The organism is Streptomyces sp. MB09-02B, assembly GCF_033794485.1.
GTDB lineage: Bacteria > Actinomycetota > Actinomycetes > Streptomycetales > Streptomycetaceae > Streptomyces.
Map to the genome: position 1 here is coordinate 1 of NZ_JARGEE010000074.1, position 13,454 is coordinate 13,454.

11 protein-coding genes are annotated in these 13,454 nt (G+C 72.0%); 9 read left to right on the forward strand and 2 right to left on the reverse strand.

The genetic code is table 11. From position 1 onward, the window contains the following. The first annotated feature begins 107 nt into the window (after positions 1-107). From P1P70_RS13585 to dnaK, 5 genes are all read left to right on the forward strand, one after another. Entirely contained in the window at positions 108-2,234 is a 2,127-nt protein-coding gene (locus P1P70_RS13585; RefSeq protein WP_319237105.1) for a phage holin family protein, read from the forward strand. A 96-nt stretch (positions 2,235-2,330) separates the two neighbouring features. After that, positions 2,331-3,392 carry a MoxR family ATPase gene (locus tag P1P70_RS13590; protein WP_319237086.1) on the forward strand — a complete coding sequence of 354 codons (1,062 nt, stop codon included), beginning with the start codon at positions 2,331-2,333 and terminating at the stop codon, positions 3,390-3,392. Further along, positions 3,389-5,203 (forward strand): DUF2201 family putative metallopeptidase, encoded by a 1,815-nt coding sequence (locus P1P70_RS13595; RefSeq protein WP_319237087.1) that lies wholly within the window; start codon positions 3,389-3,391, stop codon positions 5,201-5,203. The genes P1P70_RS13590 and P1P70_RS13595 overlap by 4 nt, the downstream gene beginning before the upstream one ends. Before the next feature lie 130 nt (positions 5,204-5,333). Then, a complete protein-coding gene (locus tag P1P70_RS13600; protein WP_319237088.1) occupies positions 5,334-5,759 on the forward strand; it encodes an OsmC family protein in 426 nt (141 codons plus the stop codon). Positions 5,760-5,882: 123 nt separating this feature from the next. Then, positions 5,883-7,757 carry a molecular chaperone DnaK gene (gene dnaK, locus P1P70_RS13605; protein WP_319237089.1) on the forward strand — a complete coding sequence of 625 codons (1,875 nt, stop codon included), beginning with the start codon at positions 5,883-5,885 and terminating at the stop codon, positions 7,755-7,757. A 35-nt stretch (positions 7,758-7,792) separates the two neighbouring features. Here dnaK and P1P70_RS13610 read toward each other — a convergent pair whose 3' ends face one another. Then, complete coding sequence (locus tag P1P70_RS13610) at positions 7,793-8,656, reverse strand: helix-turn-helix transcriptional regulator (RefSeq protein ID WP_319237090.1); 864 nt, start codon at positions 8,654-8,656, stop codon at positions 7,793-7,795. Positions 8,657-8,927: 271 nt separating this feature from the next. Here P1P70_RS13610 and P1P70_RS13615 point away from each other — a divergent pair, with 271 nt between their 5' ends. Next, the gene (locus P1P70_RS13615) at positions 8,928-9,368 is read left to right on the forward strand and encodes a hypothetical protein (RefSeq protein WP_319237091.1); all 441 of its coding nucleotides are present in this window, start codon (positions 8,928-8,930) and stop codon (positions 9,366-9,368) included. A gap of 3 nt (positions 9,369-9,371) precedes the next feature. Here P1P70_RS13615 and P1P70_RS13620 read toward each other — a convergent pair whose 3' ends face one another. Then, positions 9,372-10,229: a helix-turn-helix transcriptional regulator gene (locus P1P70_RS13620; protein ID WP_319237092.1), complete on the reverse strand. Its 858-nt coding sequence runs from the start codon at positions 10,227-10,229 to the stop codon at positions 9,372-9,374. Positions 10,230-10,357: 128 nt separating this feature from the next. Between P1P70_RS13620 and P1P70_RS13625 the strand changes: the two genes are divergently transcribed. The 3 genes from P1P70_RS13625 (at position 10,358) to P1P70_RS13635 (ending at position 13,414) form a co-directional block, all read left to right on the forward strand. After that, positions 10,358-10,663, forward strand: coding sequence for a 4a-hydroxytetrahydrobiopterin dehydratase (locus tag P1P70_RS13625; protein ID WP_319237093.1), 306 nt, complete (start codon positions 10,358-10,360; stop codon positions 10,661-10,663). Positions 10,664-10,668: 5 nt separating this feature from the next. Next, positions 10,669-11,412: a class I SAM-dependent methyltransferase gene (locus P1P70_RS13630; protein WP_319237094.1), complete on the forward strand. Its 744-nt coding sequence runs from the start codon at positions 10,669-10,671 to the stop codon at positions 11,410-11,412. Between the two features lie 136 nt (positions 11,413-11,548). Next, positions 11,549-13,414 (forward strand): rhamnogalacturonan lyase, encoded by a 1,866-nt coding sequence (locus P1P70_RS13635; RefSeq protein WP_319237095.1) that lies wholly within the window; start codon positions 11,549-11,551, stop codon positions 13,412-13,414. Positions 13,415-13,454 lie beyond the last annotated feature (40 nt).

Here is a 13,454-nt window from a genome sequence, read left to right on the forward strand (position 1 = left end):
CCGGCGCCCCCACCCCCTATGACAGGCTGACCCCAGGATCGTGACGCAAAGGTGGCCAGAACGTGGGCGGTGGTCGTTGGCGGAGGGTGCTGAGCGGCATCTGGCGGATGCTCGCCGTGTGGGCGGTGTCCACCCTCACCATGCTCGTGCTCGCGGGCGCGCTGCCCGACTTCCGGCTCCAGTCCGAGAGCGATGAGAGCGCCACGCAGATCGCCGTGACCGCGGCGTTCGGCGCCGGCGCGTTCGGTCTGCTGTCCTCGCTCGTGTGGCCGCTGCTGGTGCGGGCCCTGCTGCTGGTCCCGGCGCTCGTCCTCGGCCTGCTCGTCTTCTTCCTCAACGGCTCCCTGCTCCTGCTCGCCCTGCGGCTCAACCCCTCCGGCCAGGGCGCGGCCGCGCCCGAGACCGCCGTGGTCGTCGCCGCGGTGATGTCCGCCGTCGCCTCCGCCACCGGCGGCGCCCTCGCCGTGCGGGACGACGACGCCTACCGGCGCCGCCTGTACCGCCTGGCCGACCGCCGCCGCAGGCACGCCGTCGGCCGCCCGGGGCCCGCCGGACCCGGCACCGTCTTCCTCCAGCTCGACGGCGTCGGCCACGACGTGCTGGAGGCAGCCGCGGAGAAGGGGCTGATGCCCACCGTGGCCGAGTGGCTGGGCCTCGCGCCGCCGCCCGCGTCCGCCGGTACCGCCCGGCCCCGGCCCACGCACCGGCTCACCCCGTGGCGCACCGACTGGTCCAGCCAGACCGGCGCCAGCCAGCTCGGCATCCTGCACGGCACCAACCACGACGTGCCCGCCTTCCGCTGGTACGAGAAGGACACCCGGGAGGTGATGGTCTGCAACCGGCCCTCCAGCGCCGCCGAACTCCAGCGCCGGGCCGTCGCCCGCACCGGCGACGGCGGTCTGCTGACCGTCGACGGCGCCAGCCGCGGCAACCTCTTCAGCGGCGGTGCCGAGCAGCTCGCGCTGGTGCTGTCGATGGCGGCCCGCCGGGGGCGGCGCAACCGGTCCCGCGCCGGGTACTTCGCCTACTTCTCCGACCCCGCCAACGCCGTCCGCACCGCCATGTCCTTCGGCGCCGACGTCGTGCGGGAGATCAGCCAGTCCACCCGGGCCCGGTTCGCCGAGCAGCGCCCCCGCGTCAAGCGCGGCGGGCTCTACCCGTTCATCCGGGCCTTCGCGACCGTCGTCGAGCGCGACGTCGTCGTCGCCGCGGTGATCGGGGACATGTTCGCGGGCCGCGCGGCGATCTACGCGGACCTGGTGGCGTACGACGAGGTCGCGCACCACTCCGGACCGCACAGCCGGGACGCCGCGAAGATCCTCCAGCGCCTGGACCGCTCCCTCGCGCTGATCGCCCAGGTCGCCGAACACGCCCCGCGCGCCTACCGGATCGTCCTCCTCTCCGACCACGGCCAGAGCCCCGGCGAGACCTTCCTCGGCCGCTACGGCCTCACCCTCGGCGACCTGGTCCGCGCCGGCTGCGGCCTGCCCGTGTCGCGCCGTGCCCAGCGCACCCACAGCGGCGCCGAGGCGCGCGCGGCGGTACGGGCCGCGCTGCGCATCCCCGTCGAGGAGGGCGTCGAGGAGCACCGCCCCACCCGACGCTCCGAGCCCATCACCCTGGCCTCGGGCAACCTCGGCCTCGTCTCCTTCCCGGACGTCTCCCACCGGATGAGCCGCGAGGAGATCGACGCCCGTCACCCCGCCCTGCTCTCCACCCTGGCCAACCACCCCGGCATCGGCTTCGTCCTCGTCCGCAGCGAGGAGCACGGCGGTGTCGTCCTCGGCGCGCTCGGCGCGGAGGTGCCGATCGACGAACTGAGCGACGAACACCCCGGCCCCCTGGCCGACTTCGGCCCCGGCGCCGCCGACGCCGTACGCCGCACACACGGCTTCCCGCACACCGCCGACATCATGGTCAACTCCTGGTTCGACCCCACCGACGGCGAAGTCCTCGCCTTCGAGGAGCAGATCGGCTCCCACGGAGGCCTGGGCGGCTGCCAGTCCCGCCCGTTCCTGATGTCCCCCCTGGTTCTCTCCGAACCGGTCGAGGAGGACGAGGACATGGTCGGCGCGGAACACATCCACCGGGTACTCAGAAGATGGCTACGGGAGGCGAACGGCCCCCAAGTGCCCCTGGCCCACGACAGCGCGCCCCTCAGGGGCGCGGGGAACTGCGCGACCGTCCACGACGAACCCGCACCCGCCCCCGAACAGAACCCGGCAGACGCATAGGCGCCCCGGCCCACAAAAAATTCGGCTGCGCTCCAGCGAAGCGGTCACCCACACTGTCCGCAACGTCCGCAGGACCAAACCCCTGGAGCCCCCGCCTTGCAGGCAGCCGTCACCGTCACACCCTCCCGCATCCCCGAGCTGCTGCTCGGCCTCGCCACCGTCCGCCCCGTCTTCGTCTGGGGCGCCCCCGGCATCGGAAAGTCCTCCCTCGTACGGGACTTCGCCGAGTCGCTGGGCCTTACGTGCGTGAGCCTCCTCGGTACGCAGCTCGCGCCGGAGGACCTGATGGGCGTCCCGCAGATCCGCGACGGCCGCTCCGTGTTCTGCCCGCCGGAGGCGATCGCCCGCGACGAGCCGTACTGCCTGTTCCTGGACGAGCTGAACGCGGCCACCCCGGATGTGCAGAAGGCGTTCTACTCGCTGATCCTGGACCGCCGCATCGGCAACTACGAGCTGCCGAAGGGCTCCATCGTCATCGGCGCCGGCAACCGCGCCACCGACAACGCCCTGGCCCGCCCCATCGCCTCCGCCCTGGTCAACCGCCTCACCCACGTCCACCTCCAGGCCTCGGCGAAGGACTGGCTGGTCTGGGCGGAGGGCAACGGCATCCACGCCTGGGTCCTGGACCACCTCACCGACCGCCCTGACCAGCTGTGGTCGAAGCCGCCGAAGAGCGAGGAGCCGTTCTCGACACCCCGCTCCTGGCACATGCTCTCCGACGCGCTGCACTCCTTCGGGCGCGACCTCGACGAGGAGACGCTGAAGGTCCTCGCGCACGGCACGCTGACGCCCGCGCACGCGGTGGCCTTCTGCGGCTACGTCAAGATCGTGCGCAGCCGGTTCGGCATCGAGGCGATCCTCAAGGGCGAGGCCGGCTGGCCCCACCGCGTGGAGGACCGCGACCTGCTGTACTACCTCGCCGACTCCTTCCGCGACCGGCTGATCAAGGAACTGCCGGTCAGCAAGCAGCACATGTCGGCGAACGGACGGCAGACCGCGTACCGCGCCAAGTCCCTGCTGGTGCGGCTCGCGGAGATCTCCGTCGAGGTCGCCCAGACCGTCATCGCCGACGGCACCGACGGCAATCCCGTACTGCCCGCCTGGTTCCTGGTCGAGGCGGCCCGCGACATGCCCCGGCTGGTGGAGGCCCGCCGGTGAGCACGTCGGGTGGCAAGAGGCAGGGCGGAAAGAAGACGAAGCGCGACCTCGCCGGTGAGGCGTTCGAGGCCGGGCTGGAGGCGGTGCGGTACAACCCCGCGCTGCGGGCGGTCGGGTTCAGCGTCTGCCGCAAGGAGAAGTGCGACCTCGCGCCCCGCGAGGGCCTCGTCCGGGTCGACTCCGAGGGCGTGCTGCACGCGCACCCCGACCGGCTCGCCACCCCCGACGCCTGGGCCTGGGCCATCGCCCACGCCGCCGTCCACCTGGGTTTCGGGCACGTCCCGGCGGCGCACGGCGCGCGGACCCAGCCCGACCGGTACGACCTGGCCGCCCGCTGCGTCGCCGTCAACCGGTTCCTGCTCACCTTCCCGGTCGGCCTGACGCCCGAGAACCTGCCCGACCGCTACCCGGACGGCGACGAGGAGCGCCTCGCCGCCCGCTGGCGCCGCCAGGGCGGGCTCCCGGCGGCGTACGCGCACTGCGGCACGGCCGGTGACGAGCCCGACCAGCTCCTGCTGTCCTGGCCCAAGTGGCGGGGCACGCCCACGGACTGGCAGCTCGCCTTCGCGCACGCCCTCACCCGCACCATGTCCGCCGCGATGGACATGGCCGGGGGCCGCCGGGAGTCCCTGGACGACGAGCCGACCCGCATGCGCCCCTGGGAGAAGGCGCTGAGCTGGTTCATCTCCTCCTACCCGCTGCTCGGCGGCATCGCGGCCGGCATCCGGATCGTCGCCGACGTCGAACTCGCCCACGCCCACGGCATCGCCGTCGCGGCCGTCGACGCGGAGGCGGGCGAGATCTACATCAACCCGCTCCGCCAGTTCGACGACGAGGAGTGGCGGTTCATCCTCGCCCACGAGATGCTGCACGCCGCCCTGCGCCACGGCGACCGCTGCGGCACCCGCGACCCGTTCCTGTTCAACATCGCCGCCGACTACGTCATCAACGACTGGCTGCGCGAGATGCAGGTCGGCACCATGCCCGACGGGCTGCTGTACGACGCCGGGCTGTCGGGGCTGTCGGCCGAGGAGGTCTACGACCGGATCGTCGGCGATCTGCGCCGGATGCGCAGGCTGGCCACCCCGCGCGGCAAGGGTGTCGGTGACATCCTCGGCGGGCCGCTCGCCTCGCCGCGCGACTACGTGGACCTCGACGAGTTCTACCGCCGGGGCCTCGCCCGGGGCTTCGACCTGCACGAGCGTCAGGAACGCGGCCTGCTGCCCGCCGGCCTGGTCGAGGAGATCCGTGCCCTCAGCCATCCGCCCCTGCCCTGGGACGCGCAACTCGCCCGCTGGTTCGACGAGTTCGTACCCAGCCCGCAGGCCGTACGGACCTACGCGCGCCCCTCGCGCCGCCAGGCCGCCACCCCTCACATCCCGCGTGCGGGGCGTTACTTCCCGCCCGAGGAGATCGCCCGCTGCACCTTCGGCGTCGTCCTCGACACATCCGGCTCCATGGACCGGACGCTGCTCGGCAAGGCGCTGGGCGCCATCGCCTCGTACGCCGAGGCCCGGGACGTACCGGCCGCCCGGGTCGTCTTCTGCGACGCGGCCCCGCACGACGCGGGATACCTGCCGGTCACCGAGATCGCCGGACGGGTACGGGTGCGCGGGCGCGGCGGTACGGAACTGCAGCCGGGCGTCGACCTGTTGCACCGCGCCGACGACTTCCCGCCGGGCGCGCCGGTCCTCGTCATCACGGACGGCTGGTGCGACGTGCTGCGGGTGCGGCGGGAGCACGCCTATCTGATTCCACAGAGTGCTCACCTGCCGTTCACCGCGCGGGGGCCGGTGTTCAGGGTGAGATGACGTTCGGACCCGCCCGAGTGTGATCGGATGGGGTACGGAACCCCGGCGACGGGATTTCCGTGTCGGAACCCCGCGGCGGAATCCCCCGCGACGGGACTCCGGCACCGTGACTGACAGGAAAGGACTCATCGTGGCCACCACGCGCACCGCACACACCGTCTGGGAAGGCGAGCTGCTCAAGGGCACCGGCACCGTCACCTTCGACTCCTCCGGCATCGGTTCGCAGCCGGTGTCGTGGCCCTCGCGCGCGGAGGAGGCGAACGGCAAGACCAGCCCCGAGGAGCTGATCGCGGCCGCCCACTCCAGCTGCTTCTCCATGGCGCTCTCCCACGGTCTCACCGGCGCGGGCACCCCGCCCACCCGCCTGGAGACCAAGGCCGACGTGACCTTCCAGCCCGGCGAGGGCATCACCGGCATCCACCTCACCGTCCGCGGCGAGGTCCCCGGCCTGGACGCGGCCGGCTTCCAGGAGGCGGCCGAGGGCGCAAAGAAGAACTGCCCGGTCAGCCAGGCCCTGACCGGTACGACGATCACGCTGACGGCCGAGCTGGCCTGACCGTCTGCTTCGTGCGCCCCGTCTCCGCCCCATGGACAAGAGCCCACCCGAGTTCTGTGCTGGTGGTGGGAACACTTGGCGGACCTCGCGGATCCTTGCGGACTCCGCTGGAAGGGGACGGCGATGGGGCGTGCGGTCGGGATCGATCTCGGTACGACGAACTCGGTGGTGGCCCTGCTCGAGGGCGGTGAGCCGACCGTCGTCGTGAACGCGGCGGGGCAGCGGACCACGCCGTCGGTGGTGGCGTTCGCCAAGAACTCCGAGGTTGTCGTCGGCGAGGTCGCCAAGCGGCAGGCCGTGACGAACGTGGAGCGCACGGCACGCTCCGTCAAACGCCATATGGGCGACGCGAGCTGGCGGTTCCCCCTGGAGGGCTCCGTGGACGGCACCCGCTACCGGCCCCAGGAACTGTCCGCGCGTGTCCTGCAGAAGCTGAAGCGGGACGCGGAGTCGTACCTCGGCGAGGACGTCACCGACGCCGTCATCACCGTGCCCGCGTACTTCGACGACGCGCAGCGGCAGGCGACCAAGGAGGCGGGGGAGATCGCGGGCCTGAAGGTCCTGCGGATCATCAACGAGCCCACGGCGGCGGCCCTCGCGTACGGCCTGGACCGGGGCGAGGAACAGACCGTCCTCGTCTTCGACCTCGGCGGCGGCACCTTCGACGTCTCCCTCCTGGAGATCGGCGACGGGGTCATCGAGGTGAAGGCCACCAACGGCGACACCCGGCTCGGGGGCGACGACTTCGACCAGCGGGTCGTCGAGTACCTCGTCAAGCGCTTCCAGGGGCAGTACGGCGTCGATCTCGGCCGCGACAAGATGGGGTTGCAACGGCTGCGGGAGGGCGCGGAGAGGGCCAAGATCGAGCTGTCCAGCTCCTCCGAGACGTCCGTCAGCCTCCCGTACGTCACCGCCTCCGCCGAGGGGCCCCTCCACCTGGAGGAGAAACTGACGCGCGCCCGGTTCCAGGAGCTGACCGCGGACCTGCTCGACCGGTGCAGGACGCCGTTCCACCAGGCCGTCAAGGACGCGGGAGTGAAGCTCGCGGCGATCGACCACATCATCCTGGTGGGCGGTTCGACACGGATGCCCGCCGTGAGCGACCTGGTGCGGGAGCTCACCGGCAAGGACCCGCACAAGGGGGTGAACCCCGACGAGGTGGTGGCGGTCGGCGCCGCGCTCCAGGCGGGTGTCATCCGGGGTGACGTGAAGGACGTCCTGCTCCTCGACGTCACGCCGCTGTCCCTGGGCATCGAGACCAAGGGCGGCATCATGACCACGCTCATCGAGCGCAACACGACGATCCCGACGCGCCGTTCGGAGATCTTCACCACGGCCGCCGACAACCAGCCCTCGGTCGGCATCCAGATGTACCAGGGCGAGCGGGAGATCGCCGCGTACAACAAGAAGCTGGGCGTCTTCGACCTGACCGGGCTGCCGCCCGCGCCGCGTGGTGTCCCGCAGATCGAGGTGGCCTTCGACATCGACGCGAACGGCATCATGCACGTCTCGGCGAAGGACCTCGCCACCGGCCGCGAACAGAAGACGACGGTGACCGGCGGCTCCGCGCTCCCCAAGGACGACATCGACCGCATGATGCGGGAGGCCGAGCAGTACGCCGAGGACGACCGTCGGCGCCGCGAGGCCGCGGAGACCCGCAACCACGCCGAGCAACTCGTCCACCAGACCGAGAAGTTCCTCCGTGAGAACGAGGAACGCGTCCCCGCCGACAGCAGGGCCGAGGTGAGGGCCGCGGTGGCGGAGGTGAAGCGTCTGCTGGAACACCCCGAGGACACCGCGCCCCTCCGCTCCGCCACCGACCACCTCTCCACCGTCAGCCGGCGCATGGGGCAGTCCATGTACGCGGCGGCCTCCGCCGGCCGGACCGGCCCACTGCCCACCGGCCCGGCCGGGGCCGCGGACGAGGAGGAGGACACGACAGTGGTCGACGCGGAGTTCGTGGACGAGGAGAAGGGGCCGAAGGGAGGGGCTGCGTAGGACGGAGCCGGCGGTGGCAGGAAGGGCGACGGAACTCAGTACCTGTCGCGGTACCGCTTCAGGATGTCCCTCGTCGCCTCCGCGGAGGCCGCGTGTGCGGCCATGTGGTCGAGGACTTCGAGGTGGAGGGAGACCTCTTTGCGGGAGTCGAGGTAGAGCGCGCCGGTCAGGTACTCGCTGTAGACCATGTCGGGGAGTTCCGGTTCGGCGAAGCGGAAGAGGCAGAACGGGGCGTAGGTGCCCGGGTGGGGGCCGCTGGCGAACTCGCAGACCTGGAGGATCACATGGTCCTTCTCGGTGACGTCGAGAAGCCGGTCGATCTGGTCGCGCATCACCTGCGAGCGGATGCTCACCGGCCGCATGAGGACCGTCTCGTCCATGATCACCCACAGGTGCGGTGGGTTCTCCTGGGTGAGGAGCTTCTGTCTCGCCATCCGTAGCGACACATGCCGTTCGATCGTCTCGGGGCCGGTCTGCCCGACCGTCCCGGCCTCCATCACGGCCCGCGCGTACTCCTCCGTCTGCAGCATCCCCGGCACGAAGTGCGGCTCGTACTGCCGGATCAGGTGCGCCGCGCCCTCCAGGCTGACGTACACGCTGAACCAGTCGGGCAGCACATCATGGAACCGCTGCCACCATCCCGGCTTGTTCGCCTCCTCGGCCAGCGCCACGAACGCGTCGACCTCGTGCTCGGCGACACCGTACGTCGTCAGCAGCACCTGGACGTAGGGGATCTTGAGGGCGACGTCGGCGGTCTCCATGCGCCGCACGGTCGCCGGGGCGACCCGGAGGACGCGTGCCGCCTCCTCGCGCTTGAGCCCGGCGGCCTCCCGTAGTTCCTGGAGCCGTTTTCCGAGCACCACCTGACCCACGGTGGGCGCGGGCCGCCGCTCACTCACGCCACGCCTCCCCACGCGCCGAGGTACCCCAACAGTCTGTCATGCCCCGGTGACATCGCCCAGGGGTGACCGGAACGCGATGGTCCGGCGGTTCCGGGGCACGACGACCCCGCAGGGTACGGGCTGCCATGACCTCGGAGGTAATCGACCCGCGCACGCGCCGCGAGGCAAGGTGAGCTCACCGGGTCCTCCGGCGCCCCTCCGGGCGCTCGGCCTCCGGCCCCTCCTGTTTCCCGCCCACCACCTCGACGGAGCGTGATGAGCCATGTCCATGACCATACCGACGGCCCGGCTCGCCGTCCTCGCCCGGACCACCGACCCCCGCGCCATGCTGCGCCGCTTCCTGGCCATCGACGCGGCCGTGACCGGCGTGAACGGGCTCGCCTACCTCCTGGCCTCCGGCCCCCTCGGCCGCTACCTCGGGGTCGGTGCCGGGCTGCTCGTCGCGCTCGGCGCCTTCCTCTCGGTGTACGCGGCGGGTGTCGCCCTGCTCGCCGCGCGTCAGCGGCCCCCGGCCCTGCCCGTACGGGCCGTGATCGAGGCCAACCTCGCCTGGACGGTCCTCAGCCTCGTCGCCCTGGCGCTGTGGCTGACGCCCAGCACGGCGGGGGCGGTGTGGACGCTGCTCCAGGCGGTCACCGTGGCCGGGTTCGCGGCCGTCCAGTACCTCGCCCTCCGCGCGGCCGACGACCGCGGGAGCGCCTCCGACTGACCGTCAGGACATCAGCCCGTGCAGGTACTTGACCGTCGCCGGGTCCGCCGGGAGGAACGTCTCGATGGCGAGCTCGGCCACGGTCACGTCCATGGGGGTGTTGAAGGTGGAGACCGAGGAGACGAACGACAGCACCCGGCCCTCGTGCTCGATCCGCATCGGCAGCGCGAAGTACGCACTCGCCTCCGCGCCGGGCCCCGACCCCGCGTCCCCGTCGGAGTCGTCCTCGGGCGTGCCCGGTGGCAGGGGGTACGCCGCCACCTCCTCGTACAGCGCCCGCAGGGGCTCCGAGCGATGCAGCGCGACCTGGCGCTCCATCTGCTCCAGGAGGTGCCCGCGCCAGGCGCGCAGATTGCGGATGCGTGGCGCCATGCCCTCGGGATGCAGCGTCAGCCGCATCGCGTTGAGCGGCGGGACGAGCAGCGACTCGGGGATCCCGTCGAGAAGCATGAGGATGCCCCGGTTGGCGGCCAGGACGTCGTACGTCGCGTTCATCACCAGCGCCGGATACGGCTCGTAGCCCTGGATGAGCCGCTCCATGCCCTCCCGCAGCGCGCCCATCGACGGGTCGTCGAGCGGCGTCTCCGGATAGCGCGGGGCGTAACCCGCCGCGAGCAGCAGCGCGTTCCGCTCCCGAACGGGTACGTCCAGGTGCTCGGCGAGCCGGAGAACCATCTCCTCGCTCGGGCGGGAGCGGCCCGTCTCGACGAAGCTGATGTGCCGCGCCGAGGAATCCGCGCGCAGCGCCAACTCCAGCTGGCTGACCCGCCGTTGCTCCCTCCAGGCCCGCAGCAGCGGGCCCACGCCCTGGACGGCGGGCACGGTGGGACGACCCGGGGCACCGGTCGGGACACTGGTCATGCGCACAACGTAACCGAGCCTGGTGAGGTGTGGCGCGTCCGGGCTCCTGACCAGGGACGCGGCGGCCCGTCTGTGGCACGCTGGGAGGGACCGCACATCACGGAGGGGCCTCCCGGAAGGAGTGGGTCATGCCCGTCGAACCCTTGTCGCAGAAGGAGATCGAGGAACGGCTGGCGGAGCTGCCCGGCTGGTCGCTGGACGGGGACCGGATCGCCCGCTCCTACCGGCTGGGCTCGCACTTCGCGGCGACCGCGCTGGTCGTGCACATCGCCCAGACCCAGGAGGAGCTCGGCCACCACAGCGACCTCACCCTCGGCTACGACACGGTGTCGCTGACCGTCCACACCCACAGCGCGGGCGGCGCCGTCACCGAGAAGGACTTCGAGCTGGCCCGCAGGGTGGAGGCGCTCGCCCCCGGTCACGGGGCGAGCTGAGGCGGGTGCTGGACTACGACAAGGAGGCCGGCGACTACGACGCCCTGCGCGGCGGCGAGCCCCGCGCCGAGGCCGCCGCCCACGCCGTGCTCGGCCTCGTCCCCGAGGGCGCCCGCCGCCTGCTCGACATCGCCTGCGGCACCGGGATCGTGACCCGCCGCCTCGCGGCGGCCCGGCCCGGGACACGGGTCACGGGGGTCGACCTCACGTACGCGATGGCGAGCCGGGCCGCCGCCCGGCTGCCCGGCTCGGTCGTGATCGGTGACGGCCGCCGACTCCCGTTCCGTGACGGGGAGTTCGACGCCGTCACCAGCGTGTGGCTGCTGCATCTGCTGGGCGGCCCCGAAGACGTACGGGCCGTGGTCGGGGAGTGCGCCCGGGTGCTCCTCCCCGGCGGCGTCTACGTCACCACCGTCGACAAGGCCGCCTCCCACAACGTGGGCAGCGACATCGACGCGGTGCTCGCCCCACGGCCCCGGGCGCCGGCGACGGATCCCGCCGGGGCCGTCGAGACGTACGCCGCCGAACACGGTCTGCTGGCCGTCGGACAGGCTCGTTTCCCCGGGCGCGGCCAGGGCCGCAGCCCCCGCCGCACGGTCGCCGACCTGCGCCGGGGCTGGTTCGTCACGCTGCCCCCCGGCGATCCGCTGGCCGACGACTTCGCGCTGCGCCTCGCGGCCCTGCCCGACCAGGACCTGCCACGCCCGGACCCGGAGTTCACCCTGCGGGCGTTCCGGAAGCCGGCCTGAACTCCATGACGCAGGTTGGTCAGCGCCACAGGATCGCCAGAACGTGGCCGAACTGGCCGAAAGGTACGGCAACGTGGCCGGGAACGGCGGCGACTGAAGGAGCGGAACTCGTCCGTCCCTTCTGGAGGTTCGTCACGTGCCCCACCCGCACAGGCACCACAGACGCCGAGCCCTGCGCTCGCTGGTGACAGCGGCCCTGGTCGCCGCCGGACTCACCACGTTCACCGGCACGCCCGCCGAGGCCGCCACCGCCCGCCAGGTCGAGCGCCTCGACCGGGGCGTGGTCAGCGTGCACGTCGACAGCGGCAACCTGGTCAGCTGGCGCTGGCTCGGCACCGACCCGAACGACGTGTCCTTCAACGTCTACCGGGCCGGTACGAAGGTCAACTCCACTCCGATCACCGGCTCCACCAACTACTTCCACTCCGGCGCCCCCGCCCAGGCCGACTACACGGTCCGCGCGATCGTGAACGGTGTGGAGCAGGGCGACTCGGTGCACGCCGTGCAACTGCGCACCGGCTACAAGGACGTGCCGATCAGCGCACCCGCGGGCGGCACCACCCCGGACGGAGTCGCCTACACCTACGAGGCCAACGACGCCTCCGTGGGCGACCTCGACGGCGACGGGGCCCTGGAGTTCGTCCTCAAGTGGCAGCCGACCAACGCCAAGGACAACTCCCAGTCCGGCTACACCGGCAACACGATCATCGACGGAATCAAGCTCGACGGCACCCGGCTCTGGCGCATCGACCTGGGCCGCAACATCCGCTCCGGCGCGCACTACACCCAGTTCCAGGTGTACGACTACGACGGCGACGGCAAGGCCGAGATAGCCGCCAAGACGGCCGACGGCACGGTCGACGGGGCGGGCACGGTGATCGGCAGCTCCTCCGCCGACCACCGCAACTCCAGCGGCTACATCCTGTCCGGGCCCGAGTACCTGACCATGTTCAACGGGCAGACCGGCCGGGCGATGCAGACGGTGGACTACGTCCCCGGCCGGGGCACGGTCTCGTCCTGGGGCGACTCCTACGGCAACCGCGCGGACCGCTTCCTCGCCGGGACGGCCTATCTGGACGGCGCCCGCCCCTCCCTGATCATGGCGCGCGGCTACTACACCCGCTCGGTGATCGCGGCCTGGGACTGGCGGAACGGCTCCTTCTCCCGCCGCTGGACCTTCGACACCAGCTCCTCCACCAACTCCGGCCGGGGCTACGACGGCCAGGGCTCGCACAGCCTCTCCGTCGGTGACGTCGACAACGACGGCCGGGACGAGATCGTGTACGGCTCGATGGCCGTGGACGACAACGGCAACGGTCTGTGGACCACGAGGACGGGCCACGGCGACGCGCAGCACCTGGGCGACCTCGACGCGTCGACGTCGGGCCTGGAGTACTTCAAGGTCTCGGAGTCCACCTCCCAGCCCGCCGAGCTGTACATCAACCCCGCCAACGGCGCGGTCCGCTGGCAGCTGGCCGCCTGCTGCGACAACGGCCGGGGTGTCGCCGGTGACATCCACGCCGGCAACGACGGGCCCGAGATGTGGTCGGCCGCCGACTCCTCCACCCGCGACGAGGCCGGCGCGACGAAGGGCCGCGAGCCCTCGTCGGTCAACTTCCTCTCCTGGTGGGACGGCGACCCGGTCCGCGAACTCCTCGACGGCACCCGGATCGACAAGTACGGCACCTCCGCCGACACCCGGTTGCTGACCGGGTCCGGGGTCTCCTCCAACAACGGCACCAAGGCCACCCCGGCGCTCTCCGGCGACATCCTCGGCGACTGGCGCGAGGAGGTCGTCTGGCGCACCAGCGGCAACACGGCCCTGCGGATCTACTCGACACCCATCGAGACGAGCACGAAGATCACGACCCTGCTGCACGACCCGATGTACCGCACGGGACTGGCCTGGCAGAACACCGCCTACAACCAGCCCCCGCACACCAGTTTCTTCATCGGCGCCGGCATGCCGACGGCGCCCAGGCCGACGGTGTACACGCCGTAGGGGCCGGTCCGTGAGCGGGCCAGGCCCGCCCACGGACTCC